The 19,041-nt window shown below is 72.8% G+C and carries 18 protein-coding genes and 1 pseudogene; 14 read left to right on the top strand and 5 right to left on the bottom strand.

Annotation, left to right across the window (positions count from 1 at the left end; all coding sequences use genetic code 11):
- Positions 1–180: 180 nt before the first annotated feature.
- From ABZ883_RS38110 to ABZ883_RS38100, 3 genes are all read left to right on the top strand, one after another.
- Entirely contained in the window at positions 181–426 is a 246-nt protein-coding gene (locus tag ABZ883_RS38110; protein WP_360915070.1) for a hypothetical protein, read from the top strand.
- Positions 427–722: 296 nt separating this feature from the next.
- A complete protein-coding gene (locus ABZ883_RS38105; protein WP_360915067.1) occupies positions 723–2,141 on the top strand; it encodes a DUF234 domain-containing protein in 1,419 nt (472 codons plus the stop codon).
- A 288-nt stretch (positions 2,142–2,429) separates the two neighbouring features.
- Positions 2,430–3,482: a zinc-dependent alcohol dehydrogenase family protein gene (locus ABZ883_RS38100; RefSeq protein ID WP_360915064.1), complete on the top strand. Its 1,053-nt coding sequence runs from the start codon at positions 2,430–2,432 to the stop codon at positions 3,480–3,482.
- Between the two features lie 36 nt (positions 3,483–3,518).
- On the opposite strand, the pseudogene ABZ883_RS38095 reads toward ABZ883_RS38100, so the two are convergent.
- A pseudogene (locus ABZ883_RS38095) lies at positions 3,519–4,099 on the bottom strand (Uma2 family endonuclease).
- A gap of 153 nt (positions 4,100–4,252) precedes the next feature.
- On the opposite strand from ABZ883_RS38095, the gene ABZ883_RS38090 reads away from it, so the two are divergent.
- Together ABZ883_RS38090 and ABZ883_RS38085 are read left to right on the top strand one after the other, a co-directional pair.
- The gene (locus ABZ883_RS38090; RefSeq protein WP_360915061.1) at positions 4,253–4,711 is read left to right on the top strand and encodes a nuclear transport factor 2 family protein; all 459 of its coding nucleotides are present in this window, start codon (positions 4,253–4,255) and stop codon (positions 4,709–4,711) included.
- Positions 4,712–4,762: 51 nt separating this feature from the next.
- Positions 4,763–5,998, top strand: coding sequence for an epoxide hydrolase (locus ABZ883_RS38085; RefSeq protein ID WP_360915058.1), 1,236 nt, complete (start codon positions 4,763–4,765; stop codon positions 5,996–5,998).
- Positions 5,999–6,046: 48 nt separating this feature from the next.
- On the opposite strand, the gene ABZ883_RS38080 is transcribed toward ABZ883_RS38085, so the two are convergent.
- Entirely contained in the window at positions 6,047–8,629 is a 2,583-nt protein-coding gene (locus ABZ883_RS38080; protein WP_360915055.1) for an alkaline phosphatase D family protein, read from the bottom strand.
- 179 nt (positions 8,630–8,808) lie between these two features.
- Here ABZ883_RS38080 and ABZ883_RS38075 point away from each other — a divergent pair, with 179 nt between their 5' ends.
- Complete coding sequence (locus ABZ883_RS38075; protein WP_360915052.1) at positions 8,809–9,408, top strand: hypothetical protein; 600 nt, start codon at positions 8,809–8,811, stop codon at positions 9,406–9,408.
- Here ABZ883_RS38075 and ABZ883_RS38070 read toward each other — a convergent pair.
- Together ABZ883_RS38070 and ABZ883_RS38065 are read right to left on the bottom strand one after the other, a co-directional pair.
- Positions 9,336–10,085: a response regulator transcription factor gene (locus ABZ883_RS38070; RefSeq protein WP_360915049.1), complete on the bottom strand. Its 750-nt coding sequence runs from the start codon at positions 10,083–10,085 to the stop codon at positions 9,336–9,338. The two genes, ABZ883_RS38075 and ABZ883_RS38070, sit on opposite strands and share 73 nt — an antisense overlap.
- Complete coding sequence (locus ABZ883_RS38065) at positions 10,082–11,242, bottom strand: sensor histidine kinase (RefSeq protein ID WP_360915046.1); 1,161 nt, start codon at positions 11,240–11,242, stop codon at positions 10,082–10,084. Before ABZ883_RS38065 ends, ABZ883_RS38070 begins: the two co-directional genes overlap by 4 nt.
- Before the next feature lie 201 nt (positions 11,243–11,443).
- Between ABZ883_RS38065 and ABZ883_RS38060 the strand changes: the two genes are divergently transcribed.
- From ABZ883_RS38060 to ABZ883_RS38045, 4 genes are all read left to right on the top strand, one after another.
- Complete coding sequence (locus ABZ883_RS38060; protein ID WP_360915043.1) at positions 11,444–12,496, top strand: carboxymuconolactone decarboxylase family protein; 1,053 nt, start codon at positions 11,444–11,446, stop codon at positions 12,494–12,496.
- Positions 12,497–12,650: 154 nt separating this feature from the next.
- Complete coding sequence (locus tag ABZ883_RS38055; RefSeq protein WP_360915040.1) at positions 12,651–13,625, top strand: LPXTG cell wall anchor domain-containing protein; 975 nt, start codon at positions 12,651–12,653, stop codon at positions 13,623–13,625.
- A gap of 145 nt (positions 13,626–13,770) precedes the next feature.
- Positions 13,771–15,057, top strand: a complete 1,287-nt coding sequence (locus ABZ883_RS38050) for a M14 family zinc carboxypeptidase (RefSeq protein WP_360915037.1) — start codon at positions 13,771–13,773, stop codon at positions 15,055–15,057.
- 90 nt (positions 15,058–15,147) lie between these two features.
- Entirely contained in the window at positions 15,148–15,903 is a 756-nt protein-coding gene (locus tag ABZ883_RS38045) for a GntR family transcriptional regulator (protein ID WP_360915034.1), read from the top strand.
- A 214-nt stretch (positions 15,904–16,117) separates the two neighbouring features.
- On the opposite strand, the gene ABZ883_RS38040 is transcribed toward ABZ883_RS38045, so the two are convergent.
- A complete protein-coding gene (locus ABZ883_RS38040; protein ID WP_360915031.1) occupies positions 16,118–16,957 on the bottom strand; it encodes a helix-turn-helix transcriptional regulator in 840 nt (279 codons plus the stop codon).
- Positions 16,958–17,099: 142 nt separating this feature from the next.
- On the opposite strand from ABZ883_RS38040, the gene ABZ883_RS38035 reads away from it, so the two are divergent.
- The 4 genes from ABZ883_RS38035 (at position 17,100) to ABZ883_RS38020 (ending at position 19,028) form a co-directional block, all read left to right on the top strand.
- A complete protein-coding gene (locus ABZ883_RS38035) occupies positions 17,100–17,816 on the top strand; it encodes an SDR family oxidoreductase (RefSeq protein WP_360915028.1) in 717 nt (238 codons plus the stop codon).
- A gap of 189 nt (positions 17,817–18,005) precedes the next feature.
- Positions 18,006–18,443, top strand: coding sequence for an RpiB/LacA/LacB family sugar-phosphate isomerase (locus tag ABZ883_RS38030; RefSeq protein ID WP_360915025.1), 438 nt, complete (start codon positions 18,006–18,008; stop codon positions 18,441–18,443).
- Positions 18,440–18,610: an SPOR domain-containing protein gene (locus ABZ883_RS38025; RefSeq protein WP_360915022.1), complete on the top strand. Its 171-nt coding sequence runs from the start codon at positions 18,440–18,442 to the stop codon at positions 18,608–18,610. The genes ABZ883_RS38030 and ABZ883_RS38025 overlap by 4 nt, the downstream gene beginning before the upstream one ends.
- Before the next feature lie 10 nt (positions 18,611–18,620).
- A complete protein-coding gene (locus ABZ883_RS38020) occupies positions 18,621–19,028 on the top strand; it encodes a (deoxy)nucleoside triphosphate pyrophosphohydrolase (RefSeq protein WP_360915019.1) in 408 nt (135 codons plus the stop codon).
- Positions 19,029–19,041: the final 13 nt, after the last annotated feature.

Below are 19,041 nucleotides of genomic sequence, written 5' to 3'. Positions count from 1 at the left end.
CATGGGTCGGGCGATGACGGCTCTCGAGGCGATGGAGTGGGACTGCCCCAAGCCTTGGCGGGTACGGTCCGTGATGTCCTACAGTGGAGTACGGCCGAGAGCCGTAAAAGAGGCCCTGGAGCCTGAGGGCCGTACGAACGTCACGGTGGTAGCCGTGCCGACCCTTGGGGGGAAACGCTCATGGACCTGAAGAAGGAAATCAAGGACACGCCGCAAGGACAGATGGCCTCGCTCCTGGCCGAGGTGGTCAAGGTCGCCAAGGACCTCAAGTTCGAGAAGAAGAAGGACGGGAGCATGCACGCCTCCGCCACCTTCAACGCGACTCGGCTGGTGGTCGAGTGGGGCGGTCCCGATGGATTCAGCCTGAGAATCCCTCGCGTCAAGACCGTCCCCGGCGAGGTGAAGAAGTCTTCCGGCAAGGCGTGAAACAAAAAATGGCCCGCCCCGCGAAATGGGGCGGGCTTATCTGTTTCCCTCTCATTCCGGGACGGACCCCTCCGCCTCGTGCCCGGGGCCGATCTGGCCGCGAAAACAGGCCGAAATGCGGCGCGGGAGGAATTCATTCCCTGGGGCATGTTCCGGGTCTGCTTCCTGCGGTTCGCGGACAGTGCGAGGGGTGTGCGTGCAGGACTCGGACCATGGGTCACATGAGCCACATGGGCAAGTTACTAACGTCCATGTTACTAACATGAATGTTAGTGTGGTCCGTGGAGGTGGCGGACGTGGTCGATTTTGTGGGCCGGGGGCAGGAGCTGGCGACGCTGGAGCGAGAGCTCCAGAAGGTCGTGACCGGGGTTGGCGGGGAGCGGCCCGGTCGGTGCGTGATGCTGCGCGGGCGGCGCCGGGTGGGCAAGTCGCGGCTGGTCGAGAGGTTCGCGGAGCATTCCGGAATGCCGTTCCTGTTCTACGCGGCGACCGGTGCGTCTCCCCGGGCCGATCTGGCCCGGCTGGCACGGGACGCGCAGGCGTCGACGCTGCCGTTGGCCGGGGTGGTGGCCGCCGCGCGGCCGGAGAGCTGGGACGCCGCGTTCGATGTGCTGGCCGCGGCGCTTCCCGCGGACCGGGCGAGCGTACTGGTCATCGACGAGGTGCCGTACCTGATGGATGCCGACGGCGCCTTTGAGGGGATGCTGCAACGGGCCTGGGACCGGGTCCTGGAGACCAAGCCGGTTCTGCTGGTCCTCATCGGCTCCGACCTGTCGATGATGGAGGCACTGAACAGCTACGGACGCCCCTTCCATCAGCGCGGCCGGGAGATGGTCCTGGGTCCGCTGAACCCCGCCGAGGTGGGGCGGATGCTCGGACTGGATCCGGCGGAAGCCTTCGATGCCGCGCTGGTCACCGGCGGGCTGCCGCTGATCTGCGCGGAATGGCCGCACGGGGCCGGGGTGTGGGACTTCCTCGGCGAGGCGCTGAGCGACCCGGTGTCGGCCCTGCTGGTGTCGGCCGAGCGCTCACAGGCTGCCGAATTCCCCCCGCAGGCACAGGCGCGCACGGTGCTGGCGGCCATCGGCAGTGGCGAACGGACCTTCACCAACATCGCCCGTGCGGCCGGTGGGATCGGGGCCACGCCGCTGCAACGGGCGCTGGAACTGCTCACGGACAAACGGATCGTCGCCGCGGAACTGCCCGTGTCGCCACGTCCGTCGAAGGACCGCCGCTACCGGGTGGCGGATCCGTACCTGCGGTTCTGGGTGCGATTTCTCGGCCCGTCCATGGAGGAGATCGAGCGGGGGCGTGGCGATCTGACCCTGGCGCGGATCCGGGAGAACTGGACCAGTTGGCGTGGCCGGGCCGTCGAGCCCCTTGTCCGCGAGGCGCTGGCGCGGATACTGCCCGACGACAGGCTGCCGGCAGCCCCCGCGGTGGGGGGCTACTGGACCCGCACCAACGACATCGAGATCGATATCGTCGGGGCGGACCGCGCCCCTGTCGCCAAGGAGCTGCTCTTCGTCGGTTCCATCAAGTGGCTGGAGCGGTCGCCCTTCGACCGGCACGACTCGGCCGCTCTCCATCGGCACCGGGCCGCCCTCACCGACGAACCTGTGCCCGTCGTGGCGGTCTCGCGCAGCGGCGTCGACTCTCCGGGCCTTGACGCCGCCTACGGCCCCGCCGATCTGCTCACCGCCTGGCCGCTGTGAGCGGCGCCACCCCTTCCCCGACGGTTGCCGGCTCGCCTGCCCGCGCCGCCGCTTCCGCCAGGTGTCCGCGCGGGGCAGGGACTCACCGCCCTGACAGAAGTAAACGTGTTACGGTTCTTTCATCGGAGGTGCTGGAGTTCCTTGCGACGGCAGAAGCCGATCGCGGTTGAGGGGGGGCTCTCCGGCCCCGATTCCTGGAGGCGCCGACGACGATGCCGGCGCAGCATTGTTCCTGTGCGGAACGCCCGCCGGGTTCGACGGGCGTTGCGAGACGAAAGGTCCCCCCTCATGCCCCCATCCATGCGTGCGCTCGTGGCCGGCGAGGTCGGCGAGCCCGGTGACGTCCTGCGGCTGGAGTCCCGGCCGGTGCCCACGCCGGAGGCCGGTCAGGCGTTGATCCGTGTGCGGGCGACGCCGATTCACGCCAGTGATCTGCACGTGCTGCGCGGCCGCTACGGTTTCTCCCCCGAATTCCCCGTCGTGGGCGGCCACATGGAGTGCGTGGGCCGTGTCGAGGCCCTCGGCCCGGACACCGAGGGGCCGGCGATCGGCGAGCGGGTCGTGGTTGCCGCAGTCCCCGCGGTGCCCGGGCCGCCGGTGGCCGGCACATGGCAGGAGTACCTCGTCGCCGACACACGAAGGCTCCTGGCGGTCCCCGACGGGCTGAGCGACTCCAGCGCCTGCCAACTCGCCGTCAATCCGCTGACCGCGCTGCTCCTCGTGACGCGCGAACTCGATGTCCAGCCGGGGGAGTGGCTGCTGCAGACGGCCGCGGGTTCCACCGTCGGCCGGCTCGTCATCCAGCTGTCCCGGCACCTGGGCATCCGCACGATCAATGTCGTGCGGCGGCGCGACGCCGTCGAGGGGATCAAGGCGCTGGGCGGTGACGAGGTCATCTGCACCGAGGACGAGGACCTGGTGCGGCGCGTGGCCGAGATCGCCGGACCGGCCGGGGTGCGCAAGGCCGTCGACTGCGTCGCGGGCCCGGTCGGCGCCCAGGTGTCGCAGGCGCTGGCTCCGGGAGGCGAGGTCGTGGTCTACGGCGCGCTCTCCACCCACCGGCAGACCGACCCGGCCGCGCTGACCATCCCGTTGGCGGCACGCTCGGTCATCTACGAGACCAAGGCGGTCCGGGGCTTCTGGCTGAACCGCTGGTTCGGCACCGCCTCGCCCGAGGAGGCGCTGCGCGCGCTGTCCCAGGTGCGCGATCTCGTCGCCGACGGCGTGCTGACGATCCCCCAGGGACGGCCGTTCCCGCTCGACCGCTTCACGGAGGCCGTCGCGGTCGCCGAAGCACCCGCACGGGGTACCAAGCCGCTCTTCGTCCTCGACGGCGACTGATCCGGCGAACGGACTGCGCGAGGGGCCGGCCTCGGCTCAGCCGGTGCGCGGCGGCGTGAGCGTGCCCAGGTCCAGGCTGATCGCGAAGGGCACCGGGCGCCGGAGGGTGCCTCGGAAGATGCCGGCGGGTGCGTAGGCGCCGGTGGGTGAGTCGAGTTCATAGACGTGGACGACGGGTGCCCTGTCCTCGTTCTCGATGCACCAGTAGTGCGGGATGCCGGCCTCCGCGTACTTGCGCAGCTTCACCGTGCGGTCGCGATGGGCGGACTCGGGAGAGACCACCTCGATGACGAGCTTGACGTCCTCCGGGCCTACCAGGTGCGGTCCGGGTCGTAGGGCAGGTCCGTCAGCAAGAGGTCCGGCTCGGGGCGGTTCCTTGCGTCGAGGCGGATCGTCATCTCGCGCTCGACCTCGAAGCCGACCGGTGCCTGCGCCATGAGCGTGGCGGTCAGGGCGGTGACGAGGCGGCCGTGCCAGGCCCGCTGCGGCGCCAGCAGGAAGACGAGTGCTCCGTCGATCAGCTCGGTGTGGCGAGGTGCCTCGGGGAGGCGGTCCAGGTCCTCCGCGAACCAGCCCTCCGCGCGCGGCGGGCGCATCCAGTCGGGCAGCGCGGTCATGGCCCAACGGTAGCGATGCGGCGAGGACCGGACCATGAAGCCGGTCGCGCCGTCCGGGGCCGTGTCTCCAGACCCCCTATTTCTGGACTTGCCGGTCCAATCTTTTCTCCGCACGATGGGTGGACCAGCCAGTCCAGAAGAGGTGGTCGACCCATGGATACCGCAGAGCGTCTGAGCATCACCGAGGATCTTCGCCGTCTGATGGCGCGCTACGTCCGCTACGCGGACCACCAGCGCTGGCAGGACCTGGCGGGCCTGTTCACGCCGGACGGCACCTTCACCCCGCGCAAGCCGGACGGTTCGGTGTGGCTGCGTATGGAGGGCCGCGAGCAGATCGTGGCGACCGTCGGCTCCAGCGGCGGCCCCGGCGTCACCCTGATCCACCACTTGTTCTCCGACGAGATCGACGTCGCCTCGGCGACCGCCGCCCGGGGCGTATGGGCGATGGAGGACATCGTGACCCGCCCCGCGGACGCCCCCGTGTCCGAGGCCGTTCCCTTCCGGGGCATGCACGGCTACGGCCACTACCGGGTGCGCTTCGTCAGGACCGGCGGGTCCTGGTTCATCGCCGAGCTCGAGCAGACCCGGATCCGTCTCGACTTCAGCGACTGACGCCGGCCGACGCCCCCTCCCACCACCCCCCTACGCGAAGGAAGCACGACTGTGAGCGAGAACACCGAGCGCACCGCGCTCGCCCCGTACCGGATCGACGTCCCGCAGGACGTCCTGGACGACCTCAAGGACCGCCTGAGGAGGACCCGTTTCTTCGACGACCTGGACAACGAGGAGGAGTACTACGGGGTGAGCACCGCCTACCTCAAGCCGCTCGTGGAGTACTGGGCCGACGGGTTCGACTGGCGGGCGCAGGAGGCGCGGCTGAACTCCTTCCACCAGCACAAGGTCGAGATCGACGGCGCGCCCGTGCACTTCGTCCACGAGCGCGGCAAGGGCACGGACGTGATCCCCGTCATGGTCCTGCACGGCTGGCCGTGGCCCGGTGAGTTCAGCCTTCCGGTCGTCGGCCCGCTGACGGACCCCGTCGCCCACGGCGGCGACGCGGCGGACGCCTTCGACGTCGTCGTGCCGAACCTCCCCGGTTTCGCCTGGTCCACCCCGCTCACCAGGGGCGATCTCAACTACTGGAAGATCGCCGACATCCTGCACACGCTGATGACGCAGACGCTGGGCTACGAGAAGTACGCCGTGGCGGGCTCCGACTACGGCTCCCTGGTCGCGAGCGCGCTCGGCCACAAGTACGCGGACAGCATCATCGGCCTGCACTACGGCCAGGACCTGCCCCCGGGCATGTTCGCCAACGAGCGGTTCTGGGACGTGACCGACGGGGCCACGATCCCCGCCGACGCCTCACCGGAACTGCGCGCGGGTATGGAGAACTTCGTCACCACGTACGTCTCCCACGTCACCGCGCACATGCTGGACGCGTCGACCCTCACGCACGGTCTGAACGACTCGCCGATCGGCATGCTGGCCTGGCTGCTCCAGCGGTGGCGGAAGTGGAGCGACAAGAACGGGGACTTCGAGGCGGCCTTCCCCCGCGACTTCGTCCTCACACAGGCCACCACGTTCTGGGTGACCGAGTCCATCGGCTCGTCCATCCGCATGTACCGCAACGCGGTGCGCTACCCGTGGGTGCCCTCGCACGACCGCCGGCCGACCGTCGAGCCGCCGGCCGGCTTCACGTTCCTCCTCGGTGACGCCTACCCGCCCGGCGTCCGCACCGTCGAGGAGCGCATCGCCGCCTTCGAGAACGGGCCCACCCGCGCCGCGTTCAACGCGATCAACGTCAACGCCCACGAGAAGGGCGGCCACTTCGTGCACTACGAGAACACCGAGGCCTTCGTCTCCGACCTGCGGGGAACCTTCAGGAAGCTGCGCTGACCCGGGGCCGGCGAGGCGGTGGCAGCGCGGCCTCGCCGGCCCGGCCGGTCAGAGCGTGTTCAGCACGGCGAACGGGTCGAGCGAGGCCCGGTTGTCGACCGCGGTGATCCGCCGGCGCAGGGTCCAGGCCGCCCCCGGCTCGATCGTGACCTGGCGCTGGCTCATCGCCCAGATGTCGCACGCGTACGCGGTGAACGCGGTGTCCTCGTAGAGCAGGCCGTACGTCTGGCTGTCGGCCCCGGTCATGCCGATCCACGGCGCGGTGGGCGCGTAGTCGGCGGGCGTACCGGTGGTGATGGTGCCGTGGCCGGGGACGCCGCTGCGCTGTCCCGTTCCGTCGTGGTCGATCACATCGCCGATCCACAGGGTGCGGGCCACCGTGCCGCGGTTGGTGAAGACGCTCTCGGCGGTGATCCAGCGCTCGCCCTCGCGGACGGAGTACTCGGTGACCACCGCGACGTCCGGGAACGCGGTGCTCGCGCCGGTGGCGCGGATCCGGGCCTCGGCGCCGGTCGAGGAGACCACCTGGACCGACGTCGACTTCACGGTGCGCTGCTGCCAGGCGTTCGAGCCGCGCGGCTGGGCGGCCGAGGCGTAGGGCAGGTTGAACCAGTCGATCTGGTCCAGGTGGCCCACGGCGGCCATGTCGCGCGGCTTGCCGAGGGTGACCGGGGTCAGCTGCGAGTCCTCGGAACCGGCCGAGATCGCCATGGCCAGCTGGTCGTTGGAGATCACCAGGTCGGAGACCAGGCCCTCGGCCACGGGGCCGGGGACGGTGGTTCCCGTGCCGGCGCGCGCCCGCGCGCGGTCCGCGCGCAGGGTGACGCGGGTCTGCGCGCCGTCCTGCACGGTGGCGGTCACCTGGACGGGGTCGTAACCGACGCCGTCGGCCACGACGGTGTAGACACCGGGGACGGCGAAGGCGAGGAACTCACCGTCCGCGCCGGTCGTGCTCGACACGACGGCCTTGCCGGCGGAGTCCAGCACCTTGACGCGCATGTTGGTGAGCGGGGTGCCGGTCGCGCTGTCGGTGATCCGGCCGGACAGGCCGTCGCCCGCGCCGTCGACCCGGCGGGCGCCGGGGACGCCGTCGAGCACCTCGAACGCGGCGATCGTGTACGCGGGGGAGGCGGCGTCGCCGGCGCTCAGCACGATCCGCAGGTCGGCGCGCCAGCGCTCCGGTGTGACGTCGCAGATCACATAGCCGCGGTAGGTGCCGTTGTAGAACTTCACGTGCGGGTTGGCCGCCAGACCCGCCCGGACGTCCGCGTCCCAGCCGGCGCCCGAGGAGATGGACGTGCCGACGAACTCGGTGGCGACGGTCCGGGAGGCCGGGTCGTCGAAGTCCTTCTTGAGGTCGTTGACCCAGTGCGTGTGCCAGTCGCCGCTGAGCACCACCGGGTTCTGGGGGCGCTCGGTGTCCAGGAAGTCCAGGATCCGCGAGCGGGCGGCGGGGTAGCCGTCCCACTGGTCGAGGTTGACGATCTTCGACGGGCCCAGGTCGTAGTCGAACGCGGCCATGATGGTCTGCTGCGCGATGACGTTCCACTGCGCGCTGGACTTGTGCAGACCCCGGAGCAGCCACTTCTCCTGCTCCGGGCCGGTGAGGGTGGCCGCCGGGTCGCCGACCGCCTCGCAGGGCGTCTTCCGGCCGTCGCCGCACGGCTGGTCGGTGCGGTACTGGCGGGTGTCGAGGACGCTGAACTCGGCGAGCCGCCCGAAGTCGAACCTGCGGTACATCAGCGCGTCGGGGCCCTCGGGCCGCTGCTCCCGGCGCAGCGGCAGGTGCTCGTAGTACGCCTGGTAGCCGTTGGCACGGCGCTCCAGGAACGGCCGTCCGTCGCCGGCGCCGCCGGGGACGTCGCCCGCGTAGTTGTTCTGGACCTCGTGGTCGTCCCAGGTCACGAAGAACGGGAAGCGGGCGTGGGCGTCGCGGAGTTCGGGGGCGCTCTTGTACAGCGCGTGCAGCCGGCGGAACTCGGTCAGGCTGCCGTCGGCGGTCTCGTAGATGTAGTCGCCGAGATGCATGACGAAGTCGAGTTCCTGCCCGGCCAGGTCGCGGTAGGCCGCGAAGTGGCCGCCGGCCCAGCTCTGGCAGGACACGAAGGCGAAGCGCAGCTGGTCGGCCGGGGACCCGGGCTTCGGCAGGGTGCGGGTACGGCCGACGCGGCTGTGGACCCCGTCGACCTGGAAGCGGTACCAGTACCAGGTGTCGGGCGTCAGGTGCCTCGCCTCGACGTGCACGCTGTGCGCGGACTCCGGGACGGCGTTGGTGTGCCCGTCGTCGACGATGTGGAGGAACTCCTCGTCGCGCGCCAGCTCCCAGCTCACCTTGACCGGCACGGGTGCCATGCCGCCGGTCTCCGCGTCGAGCGGGTCGGTGACGAGCCGCGTCCACAGCACGACGCTGTCCTCGTCGGGGTCGCCGGAGGCGACACCGAGCAGGAAGGGGGCCGGGTCGACGACGGCCGACGGGCCGGTGGCGGCGGTGGCGGTTCCCGTCCCGCCGTCGGCGGCGGAAGCGGCGCCCATGGCCAACTGGCCCGCGGCGAGGGCGCCGAGGGTGGTGCCGCCCGCCGCCGCCAGGAACTTCCGGCGGTCGAAGGGAACGATCGTAGGTGTGTCGGTCATGCGTCGAGGGTCGTCCGGGCAGGTGCCGCCCCGGTTGCGTGATCATGAATGGACCCGTCACGACAGGCCACCGGGCGATGTCGCCGGCCGACCCGCGCGGGCCCGGGGCGCGCGACACGCGCACGCCCCGGGCCGGGGCGAGTGTCGCGGGCACAGCCCGATGGGCCATACTGCCCGCCGTGGAGCAGAGCAGAGGTTCGAACATCCCGCTCGTACAGGCGGCCGGCATCGATCCGGCGTACGTCCCCGGCATCGCCGTGCCGGAGCCGGACGAGCCCCAGGTCACGTCCGCGGAGCCGTCCGCGGACCTGGTGAAGGCGGCGCCCGCGCCGGACGACGCGCCGACCCCCGCGGAAGACACCGCCGAGGACACCGCCGCCGACGACAGCTCCGCCGAGGAGCCCGCCGCCGAGGAGACCCCGCGGCGCGACCCGGAGCCGGACGGCGGACCGGAGTTCGAGGTCGCCGACCGCCGCGGCTCGATCCAGGCGGACCGCGACGGCGTCACGTTCCGGCTCGACGACACCGAGGCCGAGTTCGGCTGGGACGAGATCGGCGCGGTCGAGGTCGACGCCCCGCGGTGGGGGCGCCGGTTCGGCGTGACGGTCTACCTGTCGCCGCGGCGCTGGTACGAGACCTGGGTCGAGGCACCCTCCAGGAGCCGGCTGAAGACCTGGTCCGAGGAGCTCGACGCCGTGCTCGACACCTACTTCGAGAAGGCCGACGAATCGGCGGGGACCGCTGATGCCGCCGCGGCCGCGGAGCCGGCCGACGCGTAGGGCGGCTGCCCGGCGACCGGGGACTTGGGCGTGATCAGCCCCGACTCGTAGGCGAACACGACCAGTTGGGCCCGGTCGCGGGCGCCCAGCTTGGTCATGGCCCGGCTGACGTGGGTCTTGGCGGTCAGCGGGCTGATGACCATGCGCGCGGCGATCTCGTCGTTGGCCAGTCCCCGCGCGGCGAGCGCCACCACCTCGCGCTCGCGGTTGGTCAGCGCCTCCAGGCCCGCCGCGTGCGCCGCGTCGGGCGGGCGGGAGACGAACTCGGCGATCAGGCGGCGCGTGATGGCCGGGGACAGCAGTGCGTCGCCGCGCTGCGCGACATGGATGGCCTGGACGAGGTCGGCGGGCTCGGTGTCCTTGAGCAGGAAGCCGCTGGCACCGGCGCGCAGCGCGTCGAAGACGTACTCGTCCAGGCCGTAGTTGGTCAGGATCACGACGTGCACCTCCGCCAGCCGCGGGTCGGCGGCGATCCGCCGGGTCGCCCCGATGCCGTCGAGCACCGGCATCTGGATGTCGAGCAGCACCACGTCGGGCACGTGCCGTTCGGCGAGCGCGACGGCCTCCTGCCCGTCGGCCGCCTCGGCGACGACCTCGATCCCCTCCTCCGCGTCCAGCAGGGCGCGGAATCCGGCGCGCATCAGTGCCTGGTCGTCGACGATCAGTACGCGGATCATGTCGTGGCCTCCAGTGGCAGTTCGGCCCGTACGGTGAAGCCGCCCTCGGGCCGTGGTCCGGCCCGCAGCCGCCCGCCGAGCGCGGTGACCCGCTCGCGCATGCCGGTGAGGCCGACGCCGGGCACCGGCTGGGCGTCCGGCGCGGCGGTGCCGTCGTCGTCGACCTGGACGACGAGCTGCCGGTCGGCGTACTCGATGCGGACGGTGGCGCGCGGCCGGGGCCCCGCGTGCCGGGTGACGTTGGTCAGCGCCTCCTGCACGATGCGGTACGCGGCCCGGTCCACGCCGTCCGCGAGCGGCCGCTCCCGGCCGCTGACGGTGACGCTGGTGGGCAGCCCGGCGGTCCGGGAGCGCTCGGCCAGGTCCCCGATGCGGTCCACGCCGTGGCCGCCCCCGCTGCCGCGCAGCACCTCCAGCGTCGCCCGCAGCTCCCGCATGGCCTCGCCGCTCGCCTCCTGGATGGCGAGCAGCGCCTCGGGGGCCTCCTCGCCGCGCTTGCGGGCCAGATGGACGGCGACGCCCGCCTGGAGCTTGATGATCGAGATGCTGTGCGTCAGCGAGTCGTGCAGCTCCCGCGCGATGCGCAGCCGTTCCTCGCCCGCGCGGCGCAAGGCGGCCTCCTCGCGGGTGCGTTCGGCCTCCAGCGCCCGCCGTTCCAGCTGCTCCAGGTACGCGCGGCGGTGCCGCCCCACGACCGCCATGGCGACCGAGGCGAGGAACCAGCCGAGCAGCAGCGCGGTGGACTGCGCCGCGGTCGGCGCGGGCTGCCCGGAGGCCAGGTAGCCGCCGAGGAAGGCGAGCACCGCCAGCTTCACCGGCAGCCGCCGGCCGCCGCTCCTGACCGCGATGTGCACGGCGACCAGCACCGGGAAGGCCGCCGACGGCCCCGGGTGCACCCGCAGCGCGTACGCCAGCATGCAGCCCGTGCACAGCAGCAGCGCGGGCACGGGGGCGCGGCGGCTGCCGGTGACGGCCAGCGCGCCGACGAGGGCGAGGACGAGGTCCACCGCGTCCGCGGGCGCCGGTACCCCGGGCAGCAGCAGGACGTCGGCGACGAGCACGAGACCGAGCAGCCCGTCGAAGAGGTGGCCCTGCCACCCCCGCAAGTCCAGCGGCGACTCGCGGACCTGACGTGCGATCAGCCTGGCTCCTCCCATGACCGCACCCTAGCCGTGGCCCGCGCCCCGCACGTCCTCCTGGAAGACGGCTCCCGCGCTACTCCCCGGGGAGTAGCGCCGCCCCGCCACGCGGCCCGCGCAGCAGTGCCATGTCACTTCCCGGGGACGACGACCCGGGGGCGCCTGCGGGGCCACGATCGAGATCCGCGAACGGGCCGACGACCCCGGAGGAGGCATCCCGTGCCCGCACCCTTCCGCCTCACCACCCCCGCGCCGCCGGACACGCTCACCGGGCGGTCCGCCGCGGTGTACGCCCAGCTGGCCGGCGACTTCGGCATCCGGCGGGCGCCCACCTTCGTGGTGCTGTCGCCCGCCCCCGACCTGCTGGCCGCGACCTGGGCCGTGCTGCGCGAGTCGCTGCTCGCGGGCCGCGCCTCCCGCACCGCGAAGGAGCTCGTGGCGCTCGGGGTGTCGCAGGCCAACCGCTGCCCGTTCTGCGTGGACGCGCACACCGTCCTGCTGCACGCCACCGGCGACCACCGGCTCGCCGAGACCGTCGCCCGCGGTGACGCGCCCGCCGACCCGGGGCACGCCGCGCTGCTCGCCTGGGGGAAGGCCACCAGGACCGCCCTCGGACCGGACGCGGCCGAGGCGGCGGACCGGCCCTTCGACGCCGCGGACGCACCGGAGTTCATCGGCACCGCGCTGGCCTTCCACTTCATCAACCGCATGGTGTCGGCGCTGCTCACCGATGACATGCTGCCCGCGGGACTGCAGCGGCTGCGGCTGGTGCGCAGCGCCGGGGGCCGGGCCCTCGGGCGCACCGTGCGCAGGGAACTGGAGCCCGGCGCGAGCCTGCCGCTGCTGCGCGGGGTGCCGGCCGGGCCGCCGCCGGACTGGGCCGAAGGGGCGCCCGTGGGGGCCGCGTTCGGTGCGCTGCGGGCCGCGGCGGGGCGTGGCGGGGAACGGCTCGGCGCGCAGGCACGGGAGGCCGTGGCCGCCGCCGTGGACATGTGGGACGGCTCGCACCCGCCGCTGGACGGCGGCTGGATCGCGCACCGGACGTCCCCGCTGCCCCCGGCCCAGCGCCCGGCGGCGCGACTGGTGCTGCTCGCCGCGCTGGCCCCGTACCGGATCACCGAGGCGGATGTGGAGGCCTGGCGGGCCGCCGACCCCGATCCGTACGACGCGGACCTGGTGCGGCTGATCGCGTTCGGCGCACTTTCCGCCATTTCCCGGATCGAAACCTCGATCCAACGGCCTTTTCAGCGGGCCAGGTTGACAGGCCATTGACGCAGACACGACGATGCGTGGTGCCACTGGGGCCGGAGAGCCCCGTGTGCACCTCGACCTCCGCCCGGCGACGCCTCGGCCTGCTCGCACACGGGGAAGCAGCTGCCGTCCTTCGCGCTCCCGCCGGGCCACGCAACGCAAGATTGGGTTCCGCATGGCCATATCGCGACGCGTCACCATCGGACGGCTGCTCGGTGTGAGTGCCGCCGCCGTCGCCCTCTCCGCGGCCGGTGCCACCTCCGCCTGGGCGGGCGACTGCCCCGGTGGCAAGGGCTGGGACAAGGGCGGCCACCACACCTACAAGCCGGGCCACGGAGGTGGCACCAAGACCAGCACCGACCGCTGCGAGTTCTCGCTCGACGGCACCGACTGGTACCAGTCGGTGAAGGTCGACGACGTCACCCTCAAGCCCGCCGAGGACGGAAAGGTGCACGTCAAGGTGCGCGTCGCGGACGGCTCCTCGTCCTGCACCGTGTCCCTGGCCTCGTACCGCACGCACGGCGCCACCTTCGAGACCTCCGGCAAGCAGGTGTTCCACGACTGGGACACCGTGACGATCACCAACGGCACCGACACGCTCGACGTCGCCGTCCCGGACGTCACCTGCTTCGCCCAGGTCGACCTGTACTACGGCAACAAGAAGTACGACGGCGTCATGGACGCCAATGACGGCTACGAGCACGGGCCGCTGCCCGAGGGCCCGGACCACGCGGTCATCGGCGACAAGAAGATCGCCTGGTGGAACGGCGGCACCAAGGACTGCAGCACGCAGACCGTGCCGTCCACGCCGCCGACCACCGCCCCGCCGACCACCCCGTCCGGTGGCGACGAGACCACGACGCCGCCGGCCTCGGCGACGCCGTCCACCTCGGCTCCGGTCACCGGGTCCGAGACGCCGTCGGCGTCGGCTCCGGCCTCGGACTCCCCGTCCGCCTCCGACTCCGTCTCCGCGTCGGCCTCCAGCCCCGCGGTCGACGCCGCCCAGTCCCCGAACGGTGACTCCGGCGACCTCGCCGAGACCGGTTCCGGCAACGTCGGCATGGTCTCCGCGGCCGCCGCGCTGCTGCTGCTCGCCGGCGGTGGCGTCGTCTTCGCCTCGCGCCGCCGCCAGGCCGCCCGTCGCCACTGACGCTCCGGCAGGGAAGGGGGTACGGCTGCGCCAGGCGCCGTACCCCCTTCATCCGTGTGCGGCGACCACACCTACGCGTACTAGCCCCGGGTTGACGGGCATTGGAACAATCCAGTGCGACCGTTCGACCACAGCGGGGGGCTGTATGAGACATCCGGGGGAATCCACCGCCGGCGACCGCTACCCGACCGTGGACGAGGTGAACGCGGCGGCCAGGGCACTGACCCTCCGCCGGCCCGATCTGTGCCGGATACGGACGGTGGGGACCTCCCGGGCGGGCGAGCCGCTGCTCCTGCTGTCGGTGGGCCACGGACGGCGCAACGTGCTGGTCGTGGCCGGGCCGCACGCCAACGAGATGATCGGCGGTGCCACCGCGCTCCGGCTGGCCCGGTGGGTGGCCGCCGACCCCGCGCTGCGCGAGGGCGCCGACGCGGCCTGGCACTTCCTGCTGTGCGCCGACCCGGACGGCGCGCGGCTCAACGAGGCCGTCCCCGACGGCCGGTTCACGATGCTCGGCCACTACCGGCACTTCTTCCGGCCGCGCGCCGCCGAGCAGCCGGAGTGGCTGCCCGACGACGGCTCGCTGGCCGGCGCGCTGCCCGAGACCCGGGCGCTGATCGCGGTCATCGACGAACTGCGCCCGGTGCTCCAGTGCTCGCTGCACGGCATCGACGTCGGCGGCAGCTTCATCCAGGTGACCCGGGCCATCCCCCGGCTGGCCGAACGGATCGCCAAATCGGCCGCCGAGTTCGACATCCCGCTGGAGGCCGGCTCGTCCGACGCCTTCCACTGGCCGAGCCCCGGGCCCGGCGTCTACGTGATGCCGCCCCCCGGCGGCCCGCGCGAGGACGCCAGCAACTCCACCTGGACCTACGCCCACCGCTACGGCGGCATCACCGCGATCGCCGAGGTGCCGATGTGGGCCTGCGACCGCGCGGGCGACACCTCCCCGCACCCCGCCGCCGACGAGGCGCTGCGCGCCGCTGGGGTCGCCCTGCGGCGGGCGAGCGAGCACGTCGGCGGGCTCATCGGCGAACTGCGGCCCTGCCTGTCCGGGGACGGCGGGCCGCTGCTGCGCGCCGCGTGCGAGATCGTCGCCGTGGGCCCGCAGCTCGCCGCCGACTGGGACCCGGCGCTGCGCACCGCCTCCGCGCCGCCGCTGCCCGCGATGACCCGGGCCCGGGTCAGCAGCGTCGAGATCTACGCCCAGCGGCTGCCGCTGCGCGCCGCGGCCATGCTGCTGCGACTCGCCCGGGGCGCCGATCCGTCCCAGGTCCCGGCCGCGGCGGTGCGCGAGCGCCTGGAACGCCTGGTCGCGGACTGGTGCCGGGCGTACGAGACCGCGCACCGGGCGCGCTGGGTCCCCGTCAGGCACCAGGCGGAGCAGCACGCGAGGGTGGTCCTCGCGGCGTTCGAGCTGTTGCCGGGTTGACGCGACAGAAGTAATCCGATGGGCAAGACTTGCGACTGGCAACGGTGTGTTGCCAAGCTGTTGCACACAGTCAACCCGAGGGAGGGGCACGTGCCTTTCGGTGAGCAGCCCGCGTACCTTCGCGTCGCCGGGGATCTCCGCCAGAAGATCCTCGACGGCACGCTCCCTCCGCACACCCGCCTGCCGTCGCAGGCCCGCATCCGCGCCGAGTACGGGGTGTCGGACACCGTCGCGCTGGAGGCCCGCAAGGTCCTGATGGCCGAGGGCTTCGTGGAGGGCCGCTCCGGCTCCGGTACGTACGTCCGCGAGCGCCCCGACCCGCGCCTGATCGTCCGCACCGGCTACCGGCCGGGCGGCGGTCAGGCGTCGCCGTTCCGGCAGGAGCAGGCCGACGAGAGCTTCAAGGGCAACTGGGAGGCGAACAGCTTCCAGGACGCGGCCGGACCGCGGGTCGCCGAACGGCTGGGCATCCAGCCCGGCGACCGGGTGATGCGCACCCGCTACCTCTACCGCACGGAGGGCGAGCCGATGATGCTCGCCACCTCGTGGGAACCGCTGTCGGTCACCGGGCGCACCCCGGTCCTGCTGCCGGAGGAGGGCCCGCTGGCCGGGCAGGGCGTGGTCGAGCGCATGGCCGCGCTGGACATCGTCGTCGACAACGTCGCCGAGGAGGTCGGCGCCCGCCCCGGGCTCGCGGAGGAGACCGCGGTGCTGGGCGGCGTGCCCGGCCATGTCGTCATCGAGATCCGCCGCACGTTCTACGCCTCGGGCCTGCCCGTCGAGACCGCGGACATCATCGTCCCCGCCGAGCGCTACCGGGCCTCCTACCGCATGCCGGTCAAGTGACCCCGGCGGCCCGGTCCGCGCTCTGACGGCACGTCACGGAGTGGTGGGGCGTCGCGGTCGTTTCCGCCCGCCCCCTTCAGTGGTGCTGTCCGCGCGGCGGGCTCGAACCCGCGGCCGATGAGGGCGCGGGGCCTTCGGCTGCCGCGGGCCGGGTCCCGGGCACGCATCGGCGGTCCACCGGCCGGGAGGCCGTCCGCCCCGGGCCAGGGCCCGGTCAGCCCACCAGGGACTGGGTGCCGAGCACGGTGAGCAGGGCGAGGCGTTCGGCGTCCTCGGTGCCGGGCTCGGCGGTGTAGACCATGATGCGCAGGTCGCTGCCTGCCACGGTGAGCACGTCGCAGTCCAGCCGCACCGCGCCGACCCCCGGATGGTCGATGGTCTTGCGTGCGGCCTCGTGGCGGCCGATCGCGCCGGAGTCCCATCGCGCGGTGAAGCGTTCGCTGCCCGCCCGCAGCTCCGTGATCATGCGCCGCAGCCGCTGGTCGGACGGGTAGCGGGCGGCCGCCGCGCGCAGGTCGGAGACCACCGCGGTCTCGAACGCCTCCAGTTCCTCCGGGGTGAGCCGGGCGCGGCTGCCCGCACCGAGGAAGTGCCGCCAGACGCCGTTGCGCTCGTTGCCGCGCCATCCGGAGGGGTCGCCCATCAGGGCCGCGTACGGCGGGTTGTACTGGAGCAGCGTCCAGGAGGCGTCGTAGACCGCGACCGGCGTGCCGGTCATGCGGTCCAGCAGCCGGTGGACGCTCGGCGTGATGTACGCGGGGACCGTCTCGGGCCCCGGCGGCGCCAGCCCGGCCAGCTCGAAGAGATGGCCGCGCTCGGTCGGCGACAGCCGCAGCGCCCGCGCCATGGCCTCCACGACCTGCGCGGACGGGTTCGAGGCGCGGCCCTGTTCCAGCCGGGTGACGTAGTCGACGGAGATCCCCGCGAGCTGCGCCAGTTCCTCGCGGCGCAGCCCCGCCGCACGCCGGTGACCGCCCGCGGGCAGGCCGGCCGCCTCCGGGGACACCTTGTCGCGCCACCGGCGCACCGCCCTGCCGAACTCCGCTGTCGCCATGCTCCCCAGTGTGCGCCGCGGGCGCGCGATCGCCCTGGTACCGCGAGTCCCAGGAACACGGGACGACTGTCTGTCCGGCGGCCCCCGCCGCACGCTGGAGGCATCAGTCACCGACCGCCCACACCCCCACAGGAGCGAGACCATGCCGACTACGCCGACCACTCTCATCACCGGCGCCAACAAGGGCCTCGGCTACGAGACCGCCCGCCGTCTGATCGCCGAGGGCCACACCGTCTGGATCGGCGCCCGGGACGCCGGGCGCGGCCGGGAGGCCGCCGAGCGGCTGGGCGCGCGCTTCGTCGTCCTCGACGTCACCGACGACGCCTCGGTGGCGGCCGCCGCGCGGACGGTCGAGGCCGACGGCGGACTGGACGTCCTGATCAACAACGCCGGTATCGAGGTGCGCCGGCCGGACAACAGCGTGGTGCCCACCGTCGAGACCACCGCCGACGCGATGCGGCAGACCTTCGAGACGAACGTCTTCGGCGTCGTGCGGGTCACCCACGCCTTCCTGCCGCTGCTGCGCAGGTCCGCCGCCCCCGTCGTCGTCAACGTCAGCAGCGGACTGGCCTCCCTGCACCACGTCACCGACCCCGACCAGCCGGCCCACATGTTCCCGGGCCTGGACTACCCGGCGTCCAAGCTGGCGGTCAACATGATCACCGTGCAGTACGCGAAGGCGCTGCCGCACTTCCGGATCAACTCCGTGGAGCCCGGCTTCACCAAGACCGACCTGAACGGCAACACCGGCTTCCAGACGGTCGAGGAGGGCGCGGAGGTCATCGTCCGCATGGCGACGGTCGCCCCCGACGGCCCGACCGGCGGCTACTTCGACCGCAACGGCGCCCTGCCCTGGTGACGCATCGTCAATGTGCATGCCCCGGCGGCCGCTTGGGGAACCGAGCGGCGCCGCCGGGGCGCGCGGGGGAGCCCGAAGGGCGCGAACGAGTGGCCCTTCTGAGTCAACTCCCCATCGAACATGGCCCGATCGAGTCGAATACCGTCCGAACGTGTCCGGCGCGTCACGTTGAGGCGTAGGCTCCGGCATATGCGCATCGCCGTTTCCTCGGACATGGACGAGCCAGTGGCGCGGCAGCTCGTCGACGAACTGCGCGGCCGCGGCCACACCGTCCTCCCGCACGGCGCACTGCGCGCCGGCGACCGCCAGGACTGGGCCTGGAGCGCCGGGAACGCCGCCCGGGACGTCGCCGAGGGCCGCGCCGACCACGCCGTGGTCTGCTGCTGGACCGGTACGGGAGCCTCCATCGCCGCCAACAAGGTGCCGGGCGTCCGCGCCGCCCTGTGCGTCGACGCGTACTCCGCCGACGGCGCCCGCACCTGGAACGACGCCAACGCCCTCGCGCTCAGCCTGCGGCTGACCAGCGGACCGCTGCTGCGGGAGATCCTCGACGCCTGGTTCGCCGGCCGGCCCAGCGCCGAGGACGACGACCGCGCCAATGTCGCGCACCTGGAGGAGATCCGATGAGCGGCGAGCTGGTGTGGGTCGTCATACGCCAGGACGACAACGGCAACCGCTACCGCGTCGGCCGCTACGCCACCAAGCAGGAGGCCGAGCGCGTCGCGGACACCCTCGACGCCCGCGGGCACAAGCAGCTCTACCTGATCGAGCGCATCGACCGCCGCGCGTCGTAAGGTTCCGCGCATGACGACGCGTGACGTGACCGTGGTGGTCGGTGCCGCCCTGCTCGACGACGGCAGGCTGCTGGCCGCCCGGCGCACCGCCCCGCCGGAACTGGCGGGCCGCTGGGAGCTGCCCGGCGGCAAGACCGAGGCCGGCGAGACCGTGCGGGACGCGCTGGTGCGGGAGCTGCGCGAGGAACTCGGCATCGAGGCGGAGCCCCTGGAACGCGTCCCGGGCGAGTGGCCGCTGAAACCGGGGTATGTCCTGCACGTCTGGACGGCGCGCATCCTCGCGGGGGAGCCCCGGCCGCTCCAGGACCACGACGAACTGCGCTGGCTCGCCGCCGACCGCGTCGACGAGGTCGACTGGCTGGACCAGGACCGGCCGGCCGTGGCCTGGGTGGCGGCGCACGCGTCCGCACGCCGATGAGCAGCCCTCCAGC

Source organism: Streptomyces sp. NPDC046977 (assembly GCF_040644455.1).
Lineage (GTDB): Bacteria > Actinomycetota > Actinomycetes > Streptomycetales > Streptomycetaceae > Actinacidiphila.
This window is presented reverse-complemented; position numbering and strand designations above follow the sequence as displayed.

Coding starts and splice junctions, on each gene's coding strand:
- ABZ883_RS38025 (WP_360915022.1), top strand. CDS start 18,440: ATGAGCGGCGAGCTGGTGTGGGTCGTCATACGCCAGGACGACAACGGC.
- ABZ883_RS38065 (WP_360915046.1), bottom strand. CDS start 11,242: ATGGGAGGAGCCAGGCTGATCGCACGTCAGGTCCGCGAGTCGCCGCTG.
- ABZ883_RS38040 (WP_360915031.1), bottom strand. CDS start 16,957: ATGGCGACAGCGGAGTTCGGCAGGGCGGTGCGCCGGTGGCGCGACAAG.
- ABZ883_RS38030 (WP_360915025.1), top strand. CDS start 18,006: ATGCGCATCGCCGTTTCCTCGGACATGGACGAGCCAGTGGCGCGGCAG.
- ABZ883_RS38100 (WP_360915064.1), top strand. CDS start 2,430: ATGCCCCCATCCATGCGTGCGCTCGTGGCCGGCGAGGTCGGCGAGCCC.
- ABZ883_RS38110 (WP_360915070.1), top strand. CDS start 181: ATGGACCTGAAGAAGGAAATCAAGGACACGCCGCAAGGACAGATGGCC.
- ABZ883_RS38080 (WP_360915055.1), bottom strand. CDS start 8,629: ATGACCGACACACCTACGATCGTTCCCTTCGACCGCCGGAAGTTCCTG.
- ABZ883_RS38050 (WP_360915037.1), top strand. CDS start 13,771: ATGAGACATCCGGGGGAATCCACCGCCGGCGACCGCTACCCGACCGTG.
- ABZ883_RS38020 (WP_360915019.1), top strand. CDS start 18,621: ATGACGACGCGTGACGTGACCGTGGTGGTCGGTGCCGCCCTGCTCGAC.
- ABZ883_RS38035 (WP_360915028.1), top strand. CDS start 17,100: ATGCCGACTACGCCGACCACTCTCATCACCGGCGCCAACAAGGGCCTC.
- ABZ883_RS38090 (WP_360915061.1), top strand. CDS start 4,253: ATGGATACCGCAGAGCGTCTGAGCATCACCGAGGATCTTCGCCGTCTG.
- ABZ883_RS38070 (WP_360915049.1), bottom strand. CDS start 10,085: ATGATCCGCGTACTGATCGTCGACGACCAGGCACTGATGCGCGCCGGA.
- ABZ883_RS38055 (WP_360915040.1), top strand. CDS start 12,651: ATGGCCATATCGCGACGCGTCACCATCGGACGGCTGCTCGGTGTGAGT.